Raw genomic sequence first — 24,583 nt, 5'->3', positions numbered from 1 at the left:
CAAAACCCTTCAGGCCGGGCGTGCGAACGAAGGCGCGCTATGCCGCGAACAAACCCCTGGCGGCAGGGTGGCGCGGGCTAGCCGGCCCGTTGGGCCTGGTTGGCGGCCAGTGTGATGGCCAGGTCCACGGCGGCGACCAGCGAGCCGCCATCGGCGCGGCCGGTGCCTGCCAGGTCCAGCGCGGTGCCGTGGTCGACCGAGGTGCGTATCAGTGGCAGGCCCAGGGTGAGATTGATGCCCTGGCCGAAGGTGGCATGCTTGAGCACGGGCAAGCCTTGGTCGTGGTACATGGCCAGCACGGCATCGCCCTGTGCCAGTATCGGTGGATTGAACAGAGTGTCGGCCGGCAGCGGGCCGACCAGGCGCATGCCTTCGAGGCGCAGGCTTTCCAATACGGGAATGAGGGTGTCGAGTTCCTCGCGACCCAGGTGGCCGCCCTCGCCGGCGTGCGGGTTGAGGCCGGCCACCAGTATGGTGGGCTGGGCCAGGCCGAACTTGTGCTGCAGATCGGCATGCAGGATGCGCAGGGTCTGGGTCAGGCTGGCCGGGGTAATGGCGTCGGCCACTTCGCGCAGCGGCAGGTGGGTGGTCGCCAGGGCCACGCGCAAGGCATAGCCGGGTTTGACGGCATCGCAACGGCCTGCCAGCAGCATCACCACCTGGGGGGTGTCGGTCAGTTCGGCAAGGTATTCGGTATGGCCGGTAAAGCGGTCGTAGCCGGCATCGCGGATGATGCCCTTGTGCAGGGGGGCGGTCACCATGGCGGCAAATTCACCCGACTGGCAGCCTGCCACCGCCCGGTCCAGCAGGGCCAGTACCTGCGGGGCATTGGCCTGGTCAAGCTGGCCTGCCACACAGGGGGCCGCAAGGGGAATATGCAGGACTTCCAGGCTGTCTGGCGCGGGCTGGGTCTCCGGCGCGTAGTCCACCAGTTGCACGGTACTGCCGGTCTGGCGCGCACGAGCCTGCAATAGTGGCTTGTCACCCAGCAGTATCAGCCTGGCGGCGTGCTGGCCAGGCTGAAGTGCGGTACAGAGTTCCGGGCCTATGCCGGCCGGCTCGCCGACGGTGATGGCGATGCGTGGCGTGCTCATGCGGGGGTGTCCTCGGGCTCGTGCCCAGGGTAGATGCGGTAGCGCGGCAGGTCGGCGCCTGGCTCGTCCCAGTCTGCACGGGCGTCGCAGAACACATGGTGCGCAGGTCGGCTATCGGTCGGGCTGTCCAGGCTGCCCATGCAGACCACCACGATCTCGGGCCTGTCGGTGCGGCGTATCTGCAGCTGGGAGCCGCACTGCCGGCAGAAGTACTTGCGTCGGTGGGGCGAGGACGCATACTCGGTCAGCAGGGCGGTGCCCGCCAGCCAGCGGAAATCAGCGGCTGCCGCCACGGCATTGCTGGAGTAGGCCGTGCCGTGGGCCTTGCGGCACATGCCGCAGTGGCAGAGATCGATGGGCGACAGCGGCCCGTCGATCTGGTAACGGACACCGCCACAGAGGCAGCTGCCTAGTAGCGGCGCCGCGGTCATGCTTACTTGTCGTCCAAGCGGATTTCCACAAAGGCCTGGTCGCGCTGCTGGCGTGCCCAGTCTTCATACTGCTCGTCCGACTTGCGCTCGCGCAGCTCCATCCGCACGCGGGTGCGGCGTTTGTCCTGCGTCACATCCTGGTCGCGGCGTTCTATCACCTGTATCAGGTGCCAGCCGAATGGCGAGCGCACCGCCTGCGACAGCTCGCCAGGTTGGAGTGCATTCATGGCCTGCTCGAACTCGGGCACGGTATCGCCGGGCGAGATCCAGTCCAGATCGCCACCCTTCTGGGCCGAGCCATCCTCGGAATGCAGCTTGGCCTGTTCCTCGAAGGCGGCGCCGTTGACGATGCGCTCGCGCAGTTCCTGAATGCGGTTCTTGGCGTCGGTATCCGAGGTCAATTCGTTGACCTTGACCAGGATATGGCGGGTATGGGTCTGCTTGATGATTTCCTTGCCGTCGCGCTGGCGTTTTTCCTGCAGCTTGACCAGGTGAAAACCGGCCGGGCTACGCAGCACCTGGGTTACCCCCCCGGCTTCCAGCTTGTTCAGCGCTTCCAGGAACAGCGGCGGCAGGCGGCCGGCAGAGCGCCAGCCCAGCTCGCCACCGCTAAGGGCATCGCCCGCATCGGAGAAGGCCGCCGCCACTTCGGCAAACGGCTTGCCGCCTGCCAGTTGGCGGGCGGCTTCGGCGGCACGCTGGCCCTTGGTGGTGACCACGTCCTGGCCCGAGCCTTCGGGAATGGCGACCAGAATGTGCGACAGCCGGTATTCCAGCTCGGCCTTGGCCTGATCCGGATTGGCCGCCAGATATTGATCTATCTCGGCATCGGTGACGTAGATGCGGTTATCCACCTCACGCTCGCGCAGGCGCTGTATCTGCATGTCCTGGCGTATCTGCTCGCGGAAGGCGGGGTAGCTGGTGCCTTCCTTTTCCAGGGCGGCCTTGAACTGGGACAGGTTGAGCTGGTTCTGGCCGGCTATCCGTTCCATGGTCTGGTCGAGCTGGCGCTCATCCACGCGTATGCCGGTATCAGCGGCGTAATCGGACAGCACCTTCTCGTTGACCAGCCTGTCCAGCACCTGGCGCCGCAGCACGTCCTCGGCGGGGAGGGCGATCTTTTGGCGCTGCAGGTTGGCAGTCGCGCTGCGTACCCGGGTATTGAGTTCGTACTCGGTGATGACGGTTTTGTTCACCACCGCCACGATGCGATCCAGCGTCAGAGGGTCGGCGGCATGGGCCGTGGCCAGCAGGCTGGCGGCAAGCAGGGCGGCGGCAAGGCGGGACAAGGTAGCGGTCATGGTCAGTTCAACTTGGTGTAGCCGGGAATGCTCTCTTTGAGCGTTTGCAGCGGATTGGAGCCGAGTCGACCTACATCGTTCAGTTCCAGCTGTAGGAAGAAGGGGCTGCTGGTCTGGTTGCCCGAGGTGACGAAACGTTGCGACACCATGCGGAATACCCAACAGCCGCCATTGTATTCGAGGCCGAGCAAGCGCTCCAAAGAACGCTTGTCGCGGATGGACCAGTTCTGCCGTGCCACCACGTGCCAGCGGGCGCTGACCGGCCATTGGGCCGACAGGTCTATCTGCTTGATATCAGTCAGGCGATCGAGCCGGTAGCGCAGGTTGAGCAGCTTGCCGGCCTCGGGCTGGTAGCGCAGGTTGAGCGCGGCCTTGCGGGTCTGATGGCCGTTGCCGTCGGTCTGCACGGCGCCATCCATCCACCAGTGATCAAAGGGCTGGCCGCCGGCGGTGGCGATCAGGTCGGAGGCGCTGGTGTCCTGGCTGCGCGCCGCTTCGTTCAGCGTGACCCGCTGGCGGTCGAAATAGAAGCGCTGGCCCACGGCCACGCGGGCACGTTCTATGCCGCTGTCGGCTTCGAACAGCCGCGAGGTCAGTGCCAGGGTCAGCTGATTGGCATCGTTGATGCGGTCGCTGCCGGTGTACTGGTTCTCGCTGAACATCTGGGCGAAATTGAAGTCAGCCACGCCCGAGTCGAAATTGGGGAAGGCCGACTGATCACGGTGCGGTATGCGCACATAGTAGGCCCGTGGCTCCAGCGACTGCACCATGTCCTTGCCGAAGAACTGGCCTTCGCGGTCGAAATACAGGCCGGAATCCACGCTGAAGATGGGCAGGTTGCGGCTGAGGCTGCGGCCATCGTCCAGTTTGTAATGGCTCAGATGCAGGCCGACCTTGGGCGTGACAAAGCCCCAGGCCTGCTCCATGGGCATGCTCAGGCTGGGGTAGGCCACCACCCGCTCACCGGTCAACTGGGTGGGGTGATGGAAGGAGACGGCTTCGCCATTCAGATCCAGCCGGAACGGCGCCGGCAGGACGGGTTGGTAGTTCACGGTCAGCTGCGGCAGGCGGGCATAGGGCACGGCCACCGGGTTGGTAGGATCCTGCAGCGTCTGGTAGCGCTGCATGCGCAGTACCGCGCCAAAGTTGCCGTGGCTGTAGCTCAGATAGCCTTCACGCGGCAAAAAGGTCTGCGATGCCACGGCGATACGGTCGCCGAAGTCTGCGAAATAGCGATCGTCGGTGGTTTTCTGCAGGTTGAGGCCCGTGCGCAGGCCGGGCGCCAGCCCTTGCTCGTGCTGCAGGCGGAAGGCGCTACGGCTACTGCCGTACACCCTGTCCTTCAGTATGGTCTCGACCGTCAACTGGCCGGCCATGTCCTGGCCCAGATAGCGGAATTCATTGTTGAACATCAGCCCGCGCTTGCTGATCAGCCGCGGGGCGATGGTGGCGTCCATATTGGGCGCGATGTTCCAGTAGTAAGGCACAATCAGCTCAAAGCCGCCTGAACCGCTGGAGCCGATGGACGGCGACAGGAAGCCGGACTTGCGGGAGCCATCCAGGCTGAAATCCAGATAGGGGGAGTACAGCAGCGGTACGCCCTTGAATTCGATGGTGCTGTTGCGGGCCACACCGACATTGCGAGTGTAATCCAGCTCCAGTTCGCGGGCGCGGATGAACCAGTCGTCCTGGCCGACTTGGCAGGTGGTGAAGCGGGCCTTGTTGAGGCGGTATTTATCCTTGCCCTCGAACAGCAGCTTGACGGCGTCGCCACGCCCCTGCCTTTGTCCCAGCCGGTAACGGGGGGCATCGAGCTCGCCGGTACGGGTGTCTTCCTTCAGGTACAGCTCGCCGCCTTCCAGTAGATCGCCCTGCTGGCTGAGACGGGTCTGGTCGCCGGCGCGGATCTCGCGGGTGGTCTCGAACAGCTTGAGCCACTGCGCCTCGATGCGGCGACCATCCCGATCCAGCGCCACATTGCCGCTGGCGCGCGCTTCGGTATTGCCAGTACCTTCTATCTTGTCGGCCTGCAGCACGGTAGGGCCGGAGACTTCTTCGGCATGGGCTGCAAGGGCTGTACAGAGGGCCAGGGCGAGGGGGAGCGGAGAGAAACGCGGCATGTGACGCAGGGAGGGAGCCTGATAGGAAGTGCGCTAAAATCGCATACTTTCCCGCTTCGCACAAACTCGCCCCATGGATCGAATCAATACGCTGCGTCAGTGGCTACATACTCAACTGCCTGGTGACCATAGCCTGTCGGACCCGATAGGCGATGCCAGCAGTCGGCGTTATTTTCGGGTTTTGCTGGCTGATGGCAGCAGTCGCATGGTGATGGACGCACCGCCGGACCGCAACGACCTGACACCCTTTGTGCAGGTAGCCGCCCTGCTGCAACCCGCGCTGCGGGTGCCACGGGTGCTGGCGCAGGATCTGCAGCAAGGTTTTCTGCTGCTGGATGATCTAGGCGAGGTCGACCTGCAGATGGCCCTGGCCGCCACTGATGAGGCCGGTGCCGAGGTGCTGTATCGCTGGGTGATCGCCAGTCTGGTTTCCCTGCAGCGCGATGTGCCGGTCGCCAGCCTGCCCAGCTACAGTGCCGAGATCATGGTGGAAGACCTCAATCGCTTTGCCGAGTGGTATGCCGACCGCCATCTGGGCAAGCCGCTGGCAGGCGAGGACCTGGCCATCTGGGAGCGCAGCCGTGCGCTGCTGGTGGCGCGCGCCCAGATGCAGGGCAAGGTCGCCATCCATTTCGATTTTCATAGCCGCAACCTGATCGTCACCGGCAGCCGCCAGACCGGGCTGGATGAGCGGGTTGGGGTGATAGATTTCCAGGATGCCCGCGTCGGCCCCATCTGCTACGACCTGGCTTCGCTGCTGAAGGATATGTACGTACAGTGGCCCGAGGATTTCCGGCTGGATCTGGCTGTGCGCTATTGGGAGGCGGCACGCCAGGCCGGTTTGCCGGTGCCGGCCGCGTTTGATGATTTCTATGCACAGTTCGAGATCATGGGCGTGTTTCGCCAGATACGGACGTTGGGCACCTTTGCCCGGTTGGCTCACCGCGATGGCAAGCAGCGCTATATAGACGACATGCCGGTGGCCGTGGCCTATCTGCGTGAAACCTGCGCCCGCTATACCGAGCTGCATCCGCTGTACAAGCTGCTCAACCGGCTGACTGATTTTGTGCCGGGCGTGGGTTACACCTTTTGATAGCTGGCCATGCGTTTGCGGCATTGATGGGTGGGCGGGCCGGCGCGCGGCGAAAAGACTTTGAACAGGCTCTCAACCCGTAGACCCTGTGCCAGTCCACCCCTCGCGGGTGCTTGCCATCTTTGTTGAAGCGCGTCTGTGGTTCAGCGCTACCCGCTCATCGCAGACGCTGGGCCCATCGGCACAGCTGGCCCTGGCGCCGGCTTGAACCTGCAGGTCGCGGTTCTGTCCCTGTCTATTCTGCGTAGTATGCTGCGAGCACAGTTGAACAAGGCGCTGTCCGGGTGATGAGGGCGGCATGATTTAGCAACAAGCCATTGATAGGATTTGCCATGAGCTACCCCCAGGTTGCAAGCGGCCCCGTGCTGTACGATTTCCGGTCCGATACGGTGACCCGGCCGTCTGATGCCATGCGTGCAGCGATGGTGGCGGCGCCGGTAGGCGATGATGTCTGGGGCGATGACCCCACGGTGCAGCGGCTGGAGGCCTATTGTGCTGAGCTGCTGGGCTTTGAGGCGGGGCTGTTCGTGCCCAGCGGCACCCAGTCCAACCTGATAGGCCTGATGGTGCATTGCCAGCGCGGTGATGAATACCTGGTGGGCCAGGACGCCCATACCTACAAGTACGAGGGTGGGGGCGCCGCCGTGCTGGGCAGCATACAGCCGCAGCCGATAGAGAACCTAGCCGATGGCAGCCTGCCGCTGGAGAAGCTGAAGCGGGCCGTGAAGCCCGATGATGCCCACTTTGCCCGTACCCGCCTGCTGGCGCTGGAAAACACCATAGGCGGCAAGGTATTACCGGCCAGCTATGTCCGCATGGTGACAGACTGGGCCCACGGTCTGGGCCTGGCTACTCATCTGGATGGCGCCCGCTTGTGGAACGCTGCCGTGGCCAGCCATGTTGCGCCGGCCGAGATCGCCAGTGGCTTCGATTCGGTCTCGGTCTGCCTGTCCAAGGGTTTGGGGGCACCGGTGGGTTCGGTGCTACTGGGCAAGCGTGATTTCATCCAGGCGGGACGCCGTTGGCGCAAGGTGCTGGGCGGCGGCATGCGCCAGTCCGGCATGCTGGCCGCTGCCGGGCTGTATGCGCTGGAACACAATCTGGCACGGCTGGCCGATGACCATGCCAACGCGGCCCTGCTGGCGGACGGCTTGCGTAAGCTACCGGGGCTGACGGTGGAGGCCCAGACCAATATGGTGTTCGTACACCTGGAACCGGGTATGGCCCAAGGCTTCAGTACCCATCTGGCCGAACAGGGCCTGCTGGTCAGCAGCGTGGGTACGGCCCAGCGCTGGGTAACCCACCTGGATGTGGATGCCCAGGCGGTTGCTGCAGCGCTGGCGATTGCCGCCCGCTATTTCGAGGGACGCTGAGATGCGGGCGATGATCTTGGCCGCAGGCAGGGGCGAGCGCATGCGGCCATTGACCGACACCACGCCCAAGCCCTTGCTGGAAGTGGGCGGCCTGCCCTTGATAGGCTGGCATTTGCGCCGCCTTGCCGCTGCAGGCATCCGCGAGGTGGTGATCAACCATGCCTGGCTGGGCCGGCAGATAGAAACCACCCTGGGTGACGGCAGCGATTGGGGGGTAAAGATCCAGTACTCGCCAGAGCCCGTCCCCTTGGAAACCGCCGGCGGTATCGCCCAGGCATTGCCCTTGCTGGGTGATGCGCCCTTCCTGGTGGTCAATGGCGATGTCTATACCGATTATCCGTTTGCCCAGTTGCAGCCGCAGGCGCAGCAACTGGCAGTGACCGGCGGGGCGCGTGCCCACCTGGTGCTGGTGCCCAAGCCCGATTACAAGACGGGCTTTGATCTGGCGCTGCAGCCGGATGGCAAGCTGCTACCCCACGCAGATGGCCTGCAGCCGCTGACGTTCAGTGGCATGGCGCTATACACCCCGGCATTCTTCGCCGACGTACCCAAGGGGCAACCCGGCCCCTTGCTGCCCTGGTTTCTGGCAGGCATGGTCGAGGGCCGCATCACCGGGGAGTGCTATGCCGGGCAATGGCTGGATGTGGGTACAGTAGAGCGGCTGGAGGCTGCCCGCGCCGCTTGTCGGGTGTCTTGATAGCCTGCCGGACAAGCGCCTAGTCTGGGAGCTGGATGCCACTTGCGGTATCCGGGAGAACATCATGCGCTTGCTGATTGTTGCGGCCATGGCCGCCCTGCTGACGGGCTGTGCGACCCACACCGACTATGAGTATGTGGTGGATGCCAAGTATGTGGATGCGGTGAATCGTGGTGCCCGTATTGGTGGTGGCCAGGTTCATTGGGTGCACTATCCCACCATACGCCAGCCGGTAGCACAGCAGCCGGCATCCTGACTGATTGCGGCGCACCTGGCCGGCGCGGCTACGCTGGGCTGGGCTGGTGGCGTTTGTCCAGCAAAGCCCATAGCAGGCTTGCTGTGATCAGCAGTGCCAGGCCGCCCAAGAGGGTGGCGTAGGCTGCGCTTGTGTCCAGATTCCAGCGATGTTCCAGGCTGTGCAGGGCAAAGCCGGCGCCGGCCTGCACGCCAAATGCCACCACAAAGATCAGCAGATTGACCGAGGTGTTGGCGCGGCCAGCCAGTGCAATGGGAAAGCGTGCCGTCAATACCGCATAGCAAAGGCTACCTCCCATGCCGGTGAGGGCGTAGGCAGCAGTCAGCCAGGCCGCTGGCAGGGCCGGGTTGGCGGCCAGCAGCAGCAGGGTCAGTACATGCAGGCCACAGGCCGCGCCATAGACGCTCAGCGGTGCAACGCCGTGGCGTGCCAGCCGGGTTGCTACCTGCCCCCAGCCCAGCGCGCCTACCGCCCCCGCCACCATCATCCAGAACAGTGCCTGGGTCACGTCCGCCTCGTTCAACAGTCGCACATGGCGTAGCCATTGCCCTACCCACAGGCCCTGCATGGCCATGTGCGAGCCCAGCGCGATGGAGGCCACGGTGGCCAGGCTCCAGAATTCGCGCGCACGGAACACCCGCCAGGTTCCCGCCAGGTTCTGGCCCAGGGTTTCGGCTGGGCCGGCCTGTGGCTTGTCGGGGTAGCACCCCCACAGCAGCAGGCTGGCCGCTAGCCCCACGGCGGCTGCGGCCATAAAGGCGCCGGGTATGCCGGCCACCCCGACCAGCCAGGCGATGGGCACGGTGGAGGCCACCGCACCCAGCAAGCCCCACACATGGACCCAGGCATTCATGGCGGGCAGATGGTGCAGATCGAACCATTGGGCATTGGATTTGATCGCTGTCATCAAGGCGCCCGATACACCCAGGCCGATCAGGGCGCGGGCCAGGAGCAGGGTGGATTCGGCACGCCCCACGGCAAACAGGCCACAGCCGGCCACGGCGACCAGCAGCAGCAGGGCGTTGACCCGGCGTGGGCCGTAACGGTCGATGGCGATGCCGATGGGGAGTTGGGCAGCCGCGAAACTGAGGAAGTAGGCCGCGGTCATCAAACCCAGCGCTGCTTCGCTGATGCCCAGTTCGGCGATCAGCTTGGGGGCGATGGCGGCGTTGACCGTGCGCAGCCCATAGGAAAAGAAATAGCCCAGGGCAAAGGGGGCGATCAGGCGCAGGGTAGATGGCATGGCGGGCATGGGGGAATTTTGCCCCAGGGCAGCGCGGCCCGGTTTTATATCATGCGTTGGCCGGCTAGCGGTGGACCATCAGCTGGTAGTCGCTATTTTGCAAAGCCGGATGGTCTGGCGTGGGTTTGTCGAGGTAATAGCCTTGCACCATGTCCACGCCAAACTCCACCAGCATCTTGAGGGTTTCCTCGTTCTCGACGAACTCGGCTACCGTCTGCTTGCCCATGTCGCGGGCGATGGCGGCCATGCCTTTGACGAAAACCTGGCTGTCGTGATCGCGTGGCAGATCGCGGATGAACAGGCCGTCTATCTTCAGCACATGGGCCTTGAGGTGCTTGAGATAGGCGAAGGAGGAGAAGCCCGCTCCGAAGTCATCCAGGCAGACGGTACAGCCGGTGGCGCGCAAAGCCTCGATAAAGCGCTGCGCATCGCGCATATCGCTGACGGCAGCCGTTTCGGTCAGTTCCACCATCAAGCGCTCAGGCCTGACCTCATGCTCCTGTAGCAAATCATTGATATAGCTGGGCAGGCTGGTTTCGTCGAAGCTGCGTCCGGAGATGTTGACTGCCACCGGCGGCATGTGGGGATTACTGGCCAGCAACCGTATGCTCTGGCCTATGACCCAGCGGTCTATGTCGAGTATCTTGCCGCTCTTCTCGGCGTGGGGAATGAAGTGACCAGGCGGAATGATCTGGCCGGGGTTGTTGCTGTCCTTCATGCGGACCAGCGCCTCCAGGTGGGCCACCTCCAGCGTCCTGGCTTCGTAGATGCCCTGGAAGTACAGTACCAGGCCATCGTGCTCCAGTGCCTGCTGGATACGTTCGTTCCAGGTGAGGCGGTTCACCATCTCGCGGCTGGCATCGCGCTCGGCCTGATACATGCGCCAGGTTGCCTTGCCGGCAGACTTGGCCTGGTACATGGCGGTATCGGCGTGTGCCACCAGGTCTTCGGCATTCTCGGCATGCTGCGGATACATGGCCACGCCCAGGCTGGATGACAGCCGCAGGGGCTGGTTGTCCACATTCAGCTGTATGCCCGACACCGTTTGCACGATGCGGCCGGCCAGATGGCTGACCTCCACTTCGCTGCCATTGGGCACCAGGATGGCGAATTCATCCCCGCCCAGGCGCGCAAAGAACTCATTGCGCCGCACCTGGCCTGATATTTCCTGCGCCACCCGCTTGAGCAGTTCGTCCCCGGCGCCGTGGCCAAAGGTATCGTTGACGTACTTGAACTCGTCCAGGTCGAAATACAGCACGGCCAGGGCATCCTGGCTACGTTCCGCCTCGGCCAGCATGCGGGTCAGCTGTTCCTGGAAGGCATGGCGGTTATAGAGGCCGGTTAGGGCATCGCGTTCCGCCAGGAACACCATGCGCTCGTTCAGGAAGTGCTCCTGCGTGACATCCTCGTACACCCAGAGCCGGCCGGTGAAGATACCCGTCTCGTCCCGCACGGTGTAGCAGTGCTGGGTGACGATGCGGCCATCGTTCATGGTCAGGTCGCCGGGGTAGACATCCATGGCTGCCATGGCCTCGCTGGCCTCCAGGTGGGTGCCGAAATCATAGTTGGCCGGCCGGTTCAGCGCCGTCTGCAGCACCTGGCCTATGGGCTTGTCGATGATGGGGGTGCTGTCGTCTATCAGCCATAGCGTCTTGAAGGCGGGGTTGTGGAATACCACCAGGTTGTCGTTATCGACGAACAGCACGCCAAAGCGCATGGCCGACAACAGTGCCGTCAGGCGAGCGCGCTCGCCTTCGGCGCGCGACAGATAGGTCTGGTTCAGCGATTGGGACTGCTGCAGCTCGTAGACGGCACGCTTCAGTGCCAGGCGGTCTTCCTTGAACTGGCTGTTGTCGTTGATGGAGGCTCGTATGCCCCGGTAGTTGGCCTGGGCATCGTAGATGGGCTGCCAGCTCATAGCGGCCCAGAAGGTTTTGCCGTCGCGGCGCATGGCACGGAATTCGAAATCCTGGCCGGCAGTACCTTGCAGGGCCTGTTGCACGGCGGCGCCCAGCTTGCCACGCTCCTCCAGTGCGGCCAGTGGCACCGGGAAGTTCAGCATGTCCATGCATTCGCGCACGGTATAGCCAGTCAGGCGGGTGACCGAGGCGTTGACCCATACCAGCTTGCCTTCCGGGTCCAGCCAGAGCTCCACCCCATAGGTGTAGTCGGCGATGGCGAGGAATTTCTCCTCGCTTTGCTTGAGCGCATCCAGCCGCTCTTGTATGCCGGTCGACATCTGATTGAAGCGCTGAGCCAACTGGCTGACCTCGTCATCCCCTTCCACCAGTATGCGTTCGGGCGTGCCTGCTGCCGTCTGCCGCTCTGCCGCGTCAATCAGATGGTAGAGCCGGCGGGTAAGCCAAAAGCCGATCAAGGCCAACAGCAGGGCGGAAACGACGGCGCCCACCACCACCACCGAGGCGATCTGCCAGACAATGCGATCGACCGATTCGCGCAGCAACTCGGTCGAGATGCCGAATCGCAGCAGGCCATATTGCTGGCCAGCCAATTCTATGGGGGTGCTGGCATGCACGATGGGTGGGATATCGCGACCATCATTCAGCTGCTTGAGGTCGTCCGGTGGCGGCAGCGGCGTGCCGCTACCCGGCTCGGCATCCCAGCCCCGCTTGGCGACGACCTTGCCCTGGCGGTCGAACAGCACCAGGTAATCAATGCCCTCGGGAGTGCGTACCCCGTCCAGCAGCTCGGCTGCCGGGGCGTAGTCCAGCGAGGCCATGGGGGGCGCCAGTGCGGCATTGAGCAGGCGAGCCAGTTCCTGTACCCGTACATCGGTAGCCCTGAGTACCATGTCGGACCAGACGCGATTGACGTTGGTAAGCAGGACACCAAGCACGGCGAACTGCACCAGCAAGATGGCCAGCACCAGTCTGGCCCGGAGGGTACGGAAAAACGGAACCTGCATGCTTACTCGGCTTTCAGTCGGCGCTTGAGTTCGACCACAAAGGGCTCTACCTGATTCAGTTCCCCTTCCTTGACTGGATCGGCACCGGCGAAACCTATCTTGCCGGCAAAGCTTTCGCCGTGTTCGCGTGAGTTGACGAAGTTGGCCAGGGTGTCGGCATAGCGTTTACGGGTGGCGGCGTCCAGCCGGGTACTGATCAAGACCACCATATGCGGCAGCGTACGGGTCTCAGCCAGCACGCGCAGCTTGTCGCGTATATCGGGAGGCATATTGGCAAAGGCGGTCTTGTTGACGATGGCGGCCTGGGCATCGTTGCGTATCACGGCCATGGCGGCAGCATTGTGGAAATCGTAATAGCGCAGGGCGGGCTTGAGGTTCTGCTTGCGCAACCATTCCTCGCCCAGCATGGCCGTGGCGGTGAGCGGATCGGGCATGGCCACGGTGACCTCGCCCAGCTCGCTGACCTGCCGGAGACTGCCTTCGCGCTGCACTACCACCAGGCCTATCAGCTTGCTGCGGCCTATCAGCGTGGGCACGTAGGCGGCCAGTTGTTCGGCATAGCGGGCGGTATGGGGGCCGATGACGACAATATCGAACTCTTGCGCCTCCATGCGGCGGACGAACTGGCGATAGTCGGGCGCGGTCAGCAGCACCACGGGCTGGCCCAGGCTGGTCTGCAAGGCATCGCGCAGCGGCTGGAAACTGGAAATCAGCAGGCGTGGGGTGAAATAGGGCTCCAGCCCTATGCTGACTTCCTTACCCGCGGCATGGGCAAAAAAGCTGTTGGCGATGATGGCGCATAGGCAAAGCCACCTGTACATGGATTGTCTCCCTGGGCTTGTGCGCGGCGCAGGGGAGGCCGGGCCAGGGGCCTCCTGCGCAGCAATGCCGATTAGAACAAGCCTAGCAGATGCTCGGCCGCCACGGAGACCTATCAAGCAGGCCGGTACGGCGGTCAGCGCGGTGGGGAGAGGGCAATCCCTTGCCTGGCTTGCCTTGCGCCGGGTGCGGGGAAAATCAGACAGTATCCGACCAGTACTTGTTCAGCCTGACACCGGACTCGACAGCTGTGATGAGCTGAAATACGGCTGCCGACTTCACTCCCGAACCAGCGAGGGCGGGAGGTGGTAATCAGGGGAAGGCCCATGGATCAGGCTGGGGCGACGGCCAGCGCCAGGGGTGCCCTGGCACCGGCTCAAGCCGTCATCTCCCTGCAAGGGCTTGGCTTGCTGGCGGGTGCGCTCACAGTGCCTTGATAAACACCTTGGAGCGGCGCTGCCAGTTGTACATGGCCTTTTTCTTCATGGGCAGTACTTCCACGTCGGCCAGCTTGAAGCCACGTTCCACGAACCAGTGGGCGGTACGGGTGGTCAGCACGAACAACTGCTTGAGCTTGAGCCGGCGGGCTTCGCGTTCCACGTGCTTCATCAGTTGTTCACCGCGCCCACCGTCACGGTAGTCGGGATGGACCGCAAGGCCTGCCAGTTCGGCGATATCGCTGTCCTCGAACGTATAGAGTGCCACCGAGCCGATGATCTTGCGGTCATGCTCGAGTACGGCAAAGCGCTCGATTTCGCGCTCCAGCAACTCGCGGCTGCGCTTGACCAGCACCCCTTGCTCCTCCAGTGGTTCGATCAGCGCCAGAATGCCGCCGACGTCGTCGATGGTGGCGCGCCGCAGGGTCTCCAGCGGCTCGCGCGAGATCATGGTGCCTATGCCCTCGTGGGTGAACAGCTCGGTCAGCAGGCCCCCGTCCAGGTGGCGCGAGATCAGGTGGGCGCGCGCTACGCCGTGGCGCACGGCACGTATGCAGCAGGGCAGGTAGAAGTCGATATCGTCGGTAACGCGTATCTCTTCGCGCACAAAGCGTTCGGCCTCGGCGGCTGTCAGTTCGTTGTGCAGGTGGCCGTTTTCGTCGACCACGCCAGGCTGGTCCAGCAGGAAGATCAGCTTGTCGGCCTGCAACGCCACGGCTGCCGTGGTGGCCACATCCTCCAGCGTCAGGTTGAATGCCTCGCCGGTGGGGGAGTAGCCGACCGGCGACAGCAAGATGGTCTCACCGAACTCCAGCCGGTCACGCATGGCGGCGACGTCGAGCTTGCGTACCTCGCCGCTGTATTGCATGTCTTCGCCCTCGCGCACGCCCATGGGCTGGGCGGTGACGAAGTTGCCACCTGCCACCCGGATATCGGCATTGGCCATGGGCGAGTTGGCCAGGCCCATGGATAGCCCGGCCTCGATCTCGAAACGTACCTGGCCTATGGCCTGCAGGACGGCGGAGATGGATTCACGCTCGGTGATGCGTATGCCCTGCTCGAAGCGGCAGGGCAGGCCGCCTTCCTGCAGCCGGGCATTGATCTGGGGGCGGGCGCCATGCACCAATACCAGGTTGACCCCCAGGCTGACCAGGGTGTTGAGATCATGCGCCAGGCTGACAAAATCACCGTCGCGTACCAGGTCGCCGCCGAAGGCCACCACAAAGGTGCGGTTGCGGAAGGCATGGATATAGGGGGCCGCCTGGCGAAACCAGAAGACGAATTCGGGGGAGCCGATATCGGGCATGGGGTAAGCGCTCCGGAGCAACGAGGGCGGGGTAGGGACGGGGCCAAGAGTAACAAAAAAAGCCCGTGATCCACGGGCTTTATGGGGCTTGTTTTGTGCGCTTGCAACAAGGGGAATCCCTCGTCAGGCCGGGCTGGCGGCATGTTCCTGCTGCCATCGCACAAAGGCATCGGCCGGCATGGGCTTGCCGAACACATAACCCTGTATGCGATCACAGCCCATGCGGGCCAGAATGGCCACCGTGGGCTGGTCCTCCACGCCTTCGGCCACCACCTTGAGCCCCAGCCTGTGGCCCAGGTCTATGGTGGACTGCACGATCTGGGCGTCGCCGTCGTTGTGCGCCAACTCGATCACAAAGGCCCGGTCTATCTTGAGCTCGGTCACCGGTAGCCGGCGGATATAGGCCAGCGAGGAATAGCCTGTACCGTAGTCGTCTATGGCCAGCGACAAGCCCAGAGCGCGCAGCCTGTTCAGCACATCGAGGGCGCGGCTCGGGTCTTCCATCAGGCCGCTTTCGGTGATCTCCAGGCATAGATACTGCGCCGGCATGGCGTGCTGCGCCAGCAGGGCAGCTACCTGGTCGGGCAGGCCGGGGTCCAGCAGATCGCGGGTGGAGAGGTTGACCGATATCTTGATGGGGTGGTCAGCTGCCACCCATTGGCCGGCCTGGGCGATGGCATGGGCCAGTACCCAGCGGGTGACCTCCCGGATATAGCCGGTTTGTTCGGCAAAGGGGATGAACTCGCCCGGCGGGATAAAGCCCTTGTCAGGGTGTATCCAGCGTACCAGCGCCTCGGCCTCATCCGCGCGGCCATCGGCCAGGCTGACCTTGGGTTGGTAGTAGAGGGTCAGCTCGTTGCGTTCCACCGCCTGCTGCAGGTCGCCCAGCAAGGACAGGTGCTCCTCGCGGAAACTCTGCATGCCGGGGTCGTACAGCATCTGTGGCTCGCCGCTGCGCTTGGCGCGGTACATGGCCATGTCGGCACAGCGCAGCAGGTCTGTGGCGTTCTGCCCATGCTCGGGGAAGCCCGCGGCACCCATGCCGGCCCGCACGTCCAGGGTGCGGCCACCCAGCTCGAAGCGCCGGTCAAAGGTGCGGTGTATGCGCTCCAGCGTGGACAGCGACTGCCCAACCTGCACACCGGGCAGCAGTACGGCGTACTCATCACCCGACAGCCGCGCCACCTGGTCTTCAAAGCGGACCGCCTCGCGCAGGCGCTCGCCGACCAAGGCCAGTACCCGGTCGCCGGTAGGATGGCCCAGGGTGTCGTTGATCTGCTGGAAGCGGTCGAGATTGATCAGCAGTACCGTCAGGCTGTCGTCGTGCTCGCGGGCGCGGGCGATGGCTTCGTCCAGCAACTGGTTGAAGCGCACGCGGTTGGGCAGGCCGGTCAGCGGGTCCTGGAAGGCCAGCTTGGTGATCTCGGCTTCGCGCTCGGCGATGGCGGTTTGCATATGGGCCAGGCTGCCGGCCAGCTGCGCAATTTCACGGGTGTCCTGGGTGGCTGGTGTCTGCTGGTAATCACCCTGCTGTATCCGCTCCGCCACCCCGGCCAGATCGCGCAAGGGGCCGGTGATGCGGCTGGCGATGCGTATTCCGGCTAGCAGGAAGACCACAATGGCAACCAGCGCCAATACCACCAGGGTGCCCTGCAAGGCATAGAAAGGGGCCATGGCTTCCTTCAGGGAGCGGGCCAGCAGGGCATGGATGGGGCCTTCCGGCGTATCGGCCAGCTTGGCCAGGCGGATTTCGTAGTCTTCCTCTTCCAGCGCCAGGCGGCCGGCCATCTGCCGGTCACTGAGGGTGCCGTTGAGAGCAATGCGCTGGGCTGGTGGCAGGGTGGAGGCCAGCAGGTTCCAGCCGCCTTGGTTGCGGCCCAGGAAAGACACCTGCAGGCCTGCCAGGGCTTTCAGGTCGGCGGCGATCTCGTCGTTGATCTCGAAGCCCATGGTGACCCAGCCGATGACGATGGGGGCCTTGATCGGCACCACCACCAACTGATAGAGCTTGCCATCTATGCGCTCTATGCCGCTGGCGCCGCCCCGCTCGCCGGCCTTGGCAAGCAAGTCCACAAAGGGATAGGACTTGCCCACCCGCTCGGGTTTGAGGGTATCGGCCTGTATGGTGTTGTCTAGCCGGGACAGCATGACCAGGTCGGCCTTGATGCGGCCACCATGGTTGGCCAGGGCAGAGGCGATGGTATCGGTATCGCCGGTACCTATGGCCTGGCGGAAGCCGTAGTCGGTGGCCAAGGCGCTGACCGCCTGGGTCAGCTGCTGGCCCTGCTGCTCGAGCAGCCGGCGGAAGATGCGCTCGCCAGTGACCAGCTCATGGGCGGCGTTCTGGCGCGAAATACGCAGGTTGGCCACGCTGACCAGCACGAAGGTGGCGACCAGTACCAGGGCCAGCAGGCTGGTAAAGAAGACAACGATGCGGGAAGTCAGGCTGCGTATGCGCACGGAGGGTAGTGGGTTCAGTAGTTATGGTTGCCGGAGGCAGGCGGTGGCGTCAGCTTGAGCCTGAATGCAAAGGCGCTTGCCGCCCCGGCGCCCAGCTTGATCTTCTGTGCCGGTGCGGCGCTGGCCTGGTAGGGATGCCAGACCTTGAGCTCATACTCACCGGCTGGCAGATCGCCCAGCCTGGCCATGCCACGGGCGTCGGTCTTGTCGAACCAGGGGGTATCGACGATCAGCAGATAGCTCACCATCCAGTCATGGATATTGCAGCCCAGCACCACCTGGCCTGGTTTGTCGAACACCACAGGCGAGGAGGGCGTGCCCGAATAGAGCTTGAGATCGAAGGGCTTCGGGGGCGAGAAGGAATAGATGTTGTGGCGGATATTGTCCTTGTTGGGGAAGCTGATCGCCGTACCCACCTGTACCACATTCACCAGTGGCACGAATTCCTTGTCCACCTGGTCGATGATATGGCTGAGCTTGCCCTTGGGCGCCTTGGCCGAGAGGGGCTCCGCATAGGCCACCACCTCGTCCAGCGGCTTGCCGGCGGCATCCTGCACCTGGATTTCCACCGGTACGGCCAGTGTGCAGAGGCTGGACAGCGCCATCAATAGCCGGGGTAAGCCGCCTTGCATCATGGTTTTGCCTCCACCAAAGCCTGCATTAGGGGGGCCAACCGCGCCAGCTCGGCGATGTGGCGGCTGGCATGCAATTGCTGCATAGCCTTACCCGAGCGTAGGCCGGGGCTGTTGCTGAGTTGGCCTGGCTGTTCGGCTGCAATGGCGGCGACACTCGCTTCGCCCAGCCTGTCATGCAGGGTGCCGGCCGACGCCGGCAGGGCAAGGGTGGCGATGAGGCTCAGCAGGGCAGAGGTCAGGCGCATGCAGCACTCCATGGCGGGATGGCTTACAAAGTATAGACCGAAGTGTCAGGCCGCAACTTGCCGCCCGCGAGTGGACGCCTAGCCCAGAGGACATGCCCCCTGCGTGGAACGGCGCGGCTGGATGCTGCCGCAGATGGCACCAAGGACGGCGCTGTGGGTGGCAGGCAGCACCGCCGCCCGCATGTCGTTACCCTTATGGGTTTGGCCAAACCACGCTGCGTCATCGTAAGCTCGGCAGTGCAGCTGTCCTTTTGTGGTGCCGGACCGCACTTGGCCGCGACCGTGTAGTCGAGGTGTGACGGGCACCATGGTCACCGGGGTAGCCGCTACAATCGGCACCATGAGCAAACGTATCCTGCTGATCGAAGACGAAGCGGCCATTGCCGACACCATTGTTTATGCCTTGCAGCGTGAGGGCTATCAGGTGAGCTGGCATGGCTTGGGCCGTGATGGACTGGCGGCGCTGGATGCCGACGGTGCGGCGCTGGTGGTGCTGGACGTGGGCCTGCCGGATGGCAGCGGCTTTGATCTCTGTCGCGAGCTCCGCCAGCGCCATGCTACCCCGGTGATCTTTCTGACGGCGCGTGGCGATGAGATAGACCGGGTGGTAGGTCTGGAGCTGGGTGCCGATGATTATGTGGTCAAGCCCTTCAGCCCGCGTGAACTGGTTGCCCGCATCAAGGCCATTTTGCGGCGTGGTGCGCCGGTGGCGACAGCACCAGCCAGCGGTGGCCTGCAGCATGATGTGGGCCGTGCCCGCATCTGCCTGCATGGCCAGCCACTGGAGCTGACACGCTATGAATACCGCCTGCTGGCCCAGTTGATGGCCCAGCCCGAGCGGGTGTTCAGCCGCAGCCAGCTGATGGATGCTGTCTGGCAAGACCCGGCCGCCAGCTTCGAGCGCACCGTCGACGCCCATATCAAGAGCCTCCGCGCCAAGCTGCGCGAGGCCGACCCTGCCTGCGATCCCATCCGTACCCACCGTGGCCTGGGCTATAGCCTGAGCTGGACGGCCTAGCCCCATGCGCATAGGCATACGCATCTTTCTCGGCTACTTCGTCATGATAGGGCTGGTCGCCTGGTTCCTGCTTGATACGGCGCGCGAGCGGCTGCAGCCGGCTTTGCGCCAATCTATGGAAGACACCCTGGTGGACACTGCCAACCTGCTGGCTGAGTTTGCCCGGGCCGACCTGGTGGCCGATACTGCCGGCCAGGGTACTTTCGCCCGCAATGTGGCCAGTTTCAGCGAACGGCGGCTCAATGCCGAGATCTGGGGGGTGCGCAAGGACCGCCCCAATCACCGCATCTATCTGACCGATGCCCAGGGTAGGGTGCTGTACGACTCCGACCAGTTGGCCGTGGGGCAGGATTACTCGCGCTGGAACGATGTCTACCTGACCCTGCGCGGCCGCTATGGTGCCCGCACCAGCCGGGGCGACCCAGACGACCCGGCCACCTCGGTGATGTATGTGGCGGCCCCTGTCATGCACCAGGGCCAGCGCATAGGCGTGGTCACGGTGGCCAAGCAGTCCGGCAGTGTGCAGCCTTTCTTTGACCAGGCGCTGGCAGGGTTGACCAAAGCGGGTGTGTTCGTGCTGGTGGCGGGCATGCTGCTGGGCCTGCTGCTGTCGTGGTGGATTACTCGCTCGCTGACCCGGCTGGAGGACTATGCCCATGCTGTCGCGCGCGGTGAGCGGGTCAGCCTGCCCGAGCTGTCGGGGCGTGAGGTGAGGGTGCTGGGACGGGCGCTGGAGGGTATGCGCGCCAGGTTGGAGGGCAAGCAATATGTGGAGCACTATGTGCACAGCCTGACCCACGAATTGAAGAGCCCGCTGGCCGGTATACGGGGGGCGGCCGAGCTGATCGAGCCCAGCATGCCGGCCGACGACCAGGCGCGTTTCCTCGGCAATATCCGCCAGCAGACCGAGCGCATGACCGAGATCATCGACCGTTTGCTGGCACTGGCCAGGCTGGAGAGCCGGCAAACGCTGGATGCGGTCGAGCCTGTCGAAGTGGCTGATCTATGCGAGGAAGTCTGCGCAAGCAAGGCGATTGCCCTGGCGGCGCGGCAGCAAACCATCATACGGCAGGTGCCGGTAGGGCTGCAGGTCAAGGGCGAACGCTTCCTGCTGGGGCAGGCCCTATCCAACCTGCTGGACAATGCCATGGCGTTTGCGCCTGCGGGTAGCCAGATTACCCTGACGGCCAGCCGCCAGGGCGGGCAGTTGGCGCTGAGTGTGCGCGACCAGGGATCGGGCGTACCCGACTATGCCCAGGCCAGGGTGTTCGAGCGCTTCTACTCGCTGCCGCGCCCTGATGGCGCCCCCAAGTCCACCGGTCTGGGCCTGCCTTTGGTGCAAGAGGTGGCGGCGCTGCATGGCGGCAGCATCAGTCTGGTCAATCACCCGCAGGGCGGCGCAGTGGCGACCTTGCTACTGCCAGGGTGAGCGGCTTCATGGGCACAAACGATGTGGTGCAGGTAGGCGCTGCTCAGGCGCCTGGCCAATCTGGCTGCTTGGTGGCGGCGCCGGCGGCAACCTTGTCCTGATACCGCGCTACCCATCTGACCCGCTGGTCTATGCCAAGTGGCCGGCGCGACTTCATACAACTTCACAAACAGCACATCGTCAGCGCACATGGGCTGGTCACACTGGCTCCCGTTATTCAAAGGGGAGTTACAAGATGTCCAGATCCATGATGTGGAAATTGCTGGCAGTGGCGGTGCTGGCCTTGCTGCTGTTGATCCCGCTGAGCATGGTGCGGGGCCTGGTGGCCGAGCGGCAGGCCTACCGTGCCGATGCGCTGCGGTCGATTGCTGACGGTACGGCAGGCAGCCAGACGCTGAGCGGACCCGTGTGGGTGCTGCCCTACCGGCAGCAGGTGACAGAAACCGTGAATGCCGCAGCCGGCACCGTCCGCACGGTGTGGCACGAGCGTGAGATACGGGTGTTGCCGGACAAGCTGGCGGTGGCCGGCAAGCTGGGCACCGAGCCCCTGCAGCTTGGCATCTACCAGACCCGCCGCTATATGGCGGACCTGACGGTGACTGGGCTGTTCAAGCTGCCGGATCTGGTGCAGCGTGATGGCGAAGGCCCGATAGAGTGGGGCCAGCCCTATCTCAGCGTCGGCATAGAGGACGTGCGTGGCATCAAGGCCAGCCCGATTGCGCAGTGGGCGGGCGGCACCACCCAGTTTGCACCGGGTACCCGGCTCAAGGCACTGGGGGGCGGCATTCATGCCAGCCTGCCGCGCCACACCGGGGTGGCCGCCAGTGTGCCCTTCAGCTTCCGCCTGAGCCTGGGCGGGATGGATGACCTGCATGTGCTGCCGCTGGGGCGGGATACCGAGGTGTCGCTGCAGTCGGAATGGCGGCATCCAAGCTTTGTCGGCCGCTTTCTGCCAGAGATGCGCAAGACCGGTGACGAGGGATTTACCGCCCGCTGGCGTACCAGCTGGTTTGCCAGCAACCTGAACGAGCGCTTTGACCAGTGCGCCATCAGCGCCGAATGCGATGCCATGAACAGCAGCAGCCTGGGTGTGCGCCTGATCGACCCGGTGGATGTCTACCTGCAGTCCGACCGGGCCGGCAAGTATGGCTTTCTGTTCGTGTTCCTGACCTTCTCGACCTTCTTCCTGACTGAGGTACTCAAGCGGGTGAGCATACATCCGGTGCAGTACGGTCTGGTGGGGCTGTCTCTGGCGGTGTTCTTCCTCTTGCTGCTGTCATTTGCCGAGCAACTGCAGTTTGCCCCGGCCTATGCCCTGGCGGCGGCAGCCTGCGTGTTACAGAACGGTTTCTATGCCAGCCATGCGCTGGGCAGCCGCTGGCGTGGCCTGGGGTTTGCAGCGCTGCTGAGTGGTTTGTACGGCATGCTCTACCTGCTGCTGTGCTCCGAGGACTTTGCCCTGCTGCTGGGTTCACTGCTGATCTTCGGCCTGCTGACGGTAGTCATGGTGCTGACCCGCAAGCTGGACTGGTATGAGCTGGGCTCGGATAACTCGGCCGATTACGTGAAGGTCGCGCAAGGGAGCGAAGCATGAGTGCGATCAGCATGAGCTATGTGGATACCCGGCGGCAGGAGCAAAGCCGGCGGCGCTTGGTCAAGGCAGCACAATGGTGTGGCTTGCTGCCCATGCTGGCTGGCAGCTTGATACTGCTGGGCTGGGTGGCGACGGGCAGCAATCTGCTGCCTTTGTTGGGCGGGCTGAACGTGGTGCTGGGCATCGCCCTGTTCGGCGCCGGCCTGGGCCTGGTGTATGCACTCTACCTGCAAACCGGGCGCACCCTGCCGGGGATGGGGGTGGCCTTGGGCCTGTTGCTGGCCAACTTCCCCCTGGCCATAGGTTATGCGGTGGTGGCGGGCAAGGTGGAGGAGCAACGGATGCAACAGCAGCAATGTCGGCAGATGGCAAAAAGCTGGGGTGACGAGCCTACTGGCCTGGCCGATGCGAGACGGCCACCGTGTTGATGCCGGGCAGGCATTGAAGCGCTGAGCCTCGGCATGGCGAAGGGATGGTGTTTAGCGCCATCCCTGCTGCTGGCTCATGCCTGGGCCTTTGTTTGGGCAGCTGCGGGCTGATCATGCTGGGCCAGGCTGCGTTCGAAGTGATGCTGGGAGACGGCGCTGAAGCCTTGCAGGGTCAGCATCATGGCCACGGCAACTGCGGCGGCGGCGCTCAGGCGGACGATCAGGTCTTGGGTCTGGCTCTTCATGGTGTGGCTCCTGGATGGCGTTGCGTTTCGATGGACGTATCTTGGCAAATGCCAAGGCAAAGGGAATCCGAAAGGCGACGGTATGCAGGAACGGCGGGATGAACTACGGGCAGGCCTGACAAATTGCAGGGAAGTAGCCCGCGCCTTTGTCCTGCCATGATTGAAAACAAGGGATTGCATTACTGTCGCAGGCTATCGGCAGATAGTGCTGCAGACCTCTCGGAGCATTAAATTCATGCCAACTATCTTCAGCCACGCCCTATTGCCACTGGCCGTCGGCCTGGGTTTGGGGCGTAACCGGGTACCGCCTGTGCTGCTGCTGGAGGGTATGCTGGCCGCTGTCTTGCCCGATGCCGATGTGATTGCCTTCAAGCTGGGCATCCCCTACAGCGACAACCTGGGTCATCGTGGCGCCAGCCATGCACTGCTGACGGCATTGATCGTGTCGGGGCTGGCCTGTGGGGTGGTGGCGCGCTGGCGCAATGCGTGGGCGTGGTGGTTTCTGTTCTTCGCCATGGCGTCACACGGCTTGCTCGATAGCCTGACCGACGGCGGCAAGGGCGTGGCCTTGCTTTGGCCCTGGTCGGATACGCGCTGGTTTGCCGGCTGGCGCCCGATCGAGGTATCGCCCATAGGCTGGTCGCGGTTCTGGTCGGCGCGGGGCTGGGAGGTGGTGCAGTCCGAATTCGTCTGGATCTGGCTGCCTTGCGCAGCCTTGACGGCGATGTTGCTGCTATGGCGGGCTAGCGTGCCGTGGCGGCGTAGCTAGTGGGTGGCAGGAGGGCGAGGCGTGTGTACCTGCCGGCTCCTGCCTGGCTGCACATGATCAGGCCTGCTGTTGGTTGGTGGCGCGGGCCAGTTGCACAGTAGCGGTCTTCGCTGCGTCCTGGGCCAGGCTGCGTTCGATGCGGTGCTGCGACACATTGCCTATGCCTTGCAGGGTAACCAGCATGACCATGGCAACGGAAGCAGCGGTAGTCAGGCGAACGATCAGGTCTTGGGTCTGGGTCTTCATGGTGTAGCTCCTTGGTAGTGGCGTTGTGTTTCGATAGGCGTATCTTGGCAAAAGCCAGCACGCAAGAAACGCGGAAGGCGACGATATGCAGAAATCGGGGGACGAACTACAAGCTGGCCGGATAAATGACACGGCATGGGCTAGCAGGAGATGGATGGCAGGGCGATTGCACATCCAACCGCGTTAGGCCGGGCACGGTTGCCACTAGTGCAAGGCACGATAGGTGGCTAGGCAGTGGGTGCGGTTGCAGGATGGCGAGTTGAGTCTGCCTTGATCATGCGATGCGATGTCAGGGCGACCGTCTGGCAGCATGGCGTGGCGCCCCAGTGTGCGTTGTCGCGCGTCTGACCATGGCCTGATCACGGTTTGCCTGCAGGCTATGCCTTTGGGCGGAATGCGGAAGGGAGCTTGCGTCGGT

At 63.9% G+C, this 24,583-nt stretch carries 22 protein-coding genes; 9 read left to right on the top strand and 13 right to left on the bottom strand.

The annotated features are described in order from the left end of the window. Positions 1-77: 77 nt before the first annotated feature. Genes pdxA through QWZ03_RS15805 form a run of 4 tightly spaced genes read right to left on the bottom strand, consistent with a single transcriptional unit; the run spans position 78 to position 4,946 of the window. Complete coding sequence (gene pdxA / locus QWZ03_RS15820; protein ID WP_290333600.1) at positions 78-1,094, bottom strand: 4-hydroxythreonine-4-phosphate dehydrogenase PdxA; 1,017 nt, start codon at positions 1,092-1,094, stop codon at positions 78-80. Further along, positions 1,091-1,525 carry a GFA family protein gene (locus QWZ03_RS15815; protein WP_290333599.1) on the bottom strand — a complete coding sequence of 145 codons (435 nt, stop codon included), beginning with the start codon at positions 1,523-1,525 and terminating at the stop codon, positions 1,091-1,093. Before QWZ03_RS15815 ends, pdxA begins: the two co-directional genes overlap by 4 nt. A 2-nt stretch (positions 1,526-1,527) precedes the next feature. Beyond that, positions 1,528-2,826 carry a peptidylprolyl isomerase gene (locus QWZ03_RS15810; RefSeq protein ID WP_290333598.1) on the bottom strand — a complete coding sequence of 433 codons (1,299 nt, stop codon included), beginning with the start codon at positions 2,824-2,826 and terminating at the stop codon, positions 1,528-1,530. 2 nt (positions 2,827-2,828) lie between these two features. Further along, complete coding sequence (locus QWZ03_RS15805) at positions 2,829-4,946, bottom strand: LPS-assembly protein LptD (protein ID WP_290333597.1); 2,118 nt, start codon at positions 4,944-4,946, stop codon at positions 2,829-2,831. A 73-nt stretch (positions 4,947-5,019) separates the two neighbouring features. On the opposite strand from QWZ03_RS15805, the gene QWZ03_RS15800 reads away from it, so the two are divergent. From QWZ03_RS15800 to QWZ03_RS15785, 4 genes are all read left to right on the top strand, one after another. Next, positions 5,020-6,039 (top strand): aminoglycoside phosphotransferase family protein, encoded by a 1,020-nt coding sequence (locus tag QWZ03_RS15800; protein ID WP_290333596.1) that lies wholly within the window; start codon positions 5,020-5,022, stop codon positions 6,037-6,039. A gap of 332 nt (positions 6,040-6,371) precedes the next feature. Beyond that, a complete protein-coding gene (gene ltaE / locus QWZ03_RS15795) occupies positions 6,372-7,412 on the top strand; it encodes a low-specificity L-threonine aldolase (RefSeq protein ID WP_308447575.1) in 1,041 nt (346 codons plus the stop codon). Position 7,413: 1 nt separating this feature from the next. Then, on the top strand, positions 7,414-8,109 hold the full coding sequence (murU, locus tag QWZ03_RS15790; RefSeq protein WP_290333595.1) for an N-acetylmuramate alpha-1-phosphate uridylyltransferase MurU: 696 nt from the start codon (positions 7,414-7,416) through the stop codon (positions 8,107-8,109). Positions 8,110-8,173: 64 nt separating this feature from the next. Then, positions 8,174-8,365: a hypothetical protein gene (locus QWZ03_RS15785; protein ID WP_284195250.1), complete on the top strand. Its 192-nt coding sequence runs from the start codon at positions 8,174-8,176 to the stop codon at positions 8,363-8,365. A gap of 28 nt (positions 8,366-8,393) precedes the next feature. Here the strand turns inward: QWZ03_RS15785 and QWZ03_RS15780 are convergent, their stop codons facing one another. From QWZ03_RS15780 to QWZ03_RS15750, 7 genes are all read right to left on the bottom strand, one after another. Next, positions 8,394-9,617, bottom strand: a complete 1,224-nt coding sequence (locus QWZ03_RS15780; RefSeq protein ID WP_290333594.1) for an MFS transporter — start codon at positions 9,615-9,617, stop codon at positions 8,394-8,396. A gap of 55 nt (positions 9,618-9,672) precedes the next feature. Beyond that, the gene (locus QWZ03_RS15775) at positions 9,673-12,534 is read right to left on the bottom strand and encodes an EAL domain-containing protein (RefSeq protein ID WP_290333593.1); all 2,862 of its coding nucleotides are present in this window, start codon (positions 12,532-12,534) and stop codon (positions 9,673-9,675) included. 2 nt (positions 12,535-12,536) lie between these two features. Then, positions 12,537-13,355, bottom strand: coding sequence for a phosphate/phosphite/phosphonate ABC transporter substrate-binding protein (locus tag QWZ03_RS15770; RefSeq protein WP_290333591.1), 819 nt, complete (start codon positions 13,353-13,355; stop codon positions 12,537-12,539). 421 nt (positions 13,356-13,776) lie between these two features. Further along, positions 13,777-15,096 (bottom strand): amino-acid N-acetyltransferase, encoded by a 1,320-nt coding sequence (gene argA, locus QWZ03_RS15765; protein WP_284195246.1) that lies wholly within the window; start codon positions 15,094-15,096, stop codon positions 13,777-13,779. A 123-nt stretch (positions 15,097-15,219) separates the two neighbouring features. Next, positions 15,220-17,556: a bifunctional diguanylate cyclase/phosphodiesterase gene (locus QWZ03_RS15760; RefSeq protein WP_290333590.1), complete on the bottom strand. Its 2,337-nt coding sequence runs from the start codon at positions 17,554-17,556 to the stop codon at positions 15,220-15,222. Positions 17,557-17,570: 14 nt separating this feature from the next. Further along, positions 17,571-18,191 carry a methylamine utilization protein gene (locus QWZ03_RS15755; RefSeq protein ID WP_290333588.1) on the bottom strand — a complete coding sequence of 207 codons (621 nt, stop codon included), beginning with the start codon at positions 18,189-18,191 and terminating at the stop codon, positions 17,571-17,573. Then, a complete protein-coding gene (locus QWZ03_RS15750; RefSeq protein ID WP_290333587.1) occupies positions 18,188-18,436 on the bottom strand; it encodes a hypothetical protein in 249 nt (82 codons plus the stop codon). The genes QWZ03_RS15755 and QWZ03_RS15750 overlap by 4 nt, the downstream gene beginning before the upstream one ends. 340 nt (positions 18,437-18,776) lie before the next feature. Here QWZ03_RS15750 and creB point away from each other — a divergent pair, with 340 nt between their 5' ends. The 4 genes from creB to QWZ03_RS15730 all read left to right on the top strand — a co-directional run bounded on the left by creB (position 18,777) and on the right by QWZ03_RS15730 (position 22,905). Continuing rightward, positions 18,777-19,454, top strand: coding sequence for a two-component system response regulator CreB (gene creB, locus QWZ03_RS15745; protein WP_284195241.1), 678 nt, complete (start codon positions 18,777-18,779; stop codon positions 19,452-19,454). Between the two features lie 4 nt (positions 19,455-19,458). After that, the gene (gene creC / locus QWZ03_RS15740; RefSeq protein ID WP_290333586.1) at positions 19,459-20,883 is read left to right on the top strand and encodes a two-component system sensor histidine kinase CreC; all 1,425 of its coding nucleotides are present in this window, start codon (positions 19,459-19,461) and stop codon (positions 20,881-20,883) included. Between the two features lie 235 nt (positions 20,884-21,118). Continuing rightward, positions 21,119-22,477: a cell envelope integrity protein CreD gene (gene creD, locus QWZ03_RS15735; protein ID WP_290333585.1), complete on the top strand. Its 1,359-nt coding sequence runs from the start codon at positions 21,119-21,121 to the stop codon at positions 22,475-22,477. Then, a complete protein-coding gene (locus QWZ03_RS15730) occupies positions 22,474-22,905 on the top strand; it encodes a hypothetical protein (protein WP_290333584.1) in 432 nt (143 codons plus the stop codon). The genes creD and QWZ03_RS15730 overlap by 4 nt, the downstream gene beginning before the upstream one ends. A 74-nt stretch (positions 22,906-22,979) precedes the next feature. Here QWZ03_RS15730 and QWZ03_RS15725 read toward each other — a convergent pair whose 3' ends face one another. Further along, positions 22,980-23,150 carry a hypothetical protein gene (locus QWZ03_RS15725; RefSeq protein ID WP_284195237.1) on the bottom strand — a complete coding sequence of 57 codons (171 nt, stop codon included), beginning with the start codon at positions 23,148-23,150 and terminating at the stop codon, positions 22,980-22,982. Between the two features lie 235 nt (positions 23,151-23,385). Here QWZ03_RS15725 and QWZ03_RS15720 point away from each other — a divergent pair, with 235 nt between their 5' ends. Continuing rightward, positions 23,386-23,919 carry a metal-dependent hydrolase gene (locus tag QWZ03_RS15720; RefSeq protein WP_290333583.1) on the top strand — a complete coding sequence of 178 codons (534 nt, stop codon included), beginning with the start codon at positions 23,386-23,388 and terminating at the stop codon, positions 23,917-23,919. Between the two features lie 57 nt (positions 23,920-23,976). On the opposite strand, the gene QWZ03_RS15715 is transcribed toward QWZ03_RS15720, so the two are convergent. Further along, positions 23,977-24,165 carry a hypothetical protein gene (locus QWZ03_RS15715; RefSeq protein ID WP_290333582.1) on the bottom strand — a complete coding sequence of 63 codons (189 nt, stop codon included), beginning with the start codon at positions 24,163-24,165 and terminating at the stop codon, positions 23,977-23,979. Positions 24,166-24,583: the final 418 nt, after the last annotated feature.

This window comes from Chitinimonas viridis, from assembly GCF_030409555.1.
Classification (GTDB): domain Bacteria; phylum Pseudomonadota; class Gammaproteobacteria; order Burkholderiales; family Chitinimonadaceae; genus Chitinimonas; species Chitinimonas viridis.
Note: the sequence above shows the minus strand (reverse complement) of the source record. Positions and strands in the feature narration are given on the sequence as shown.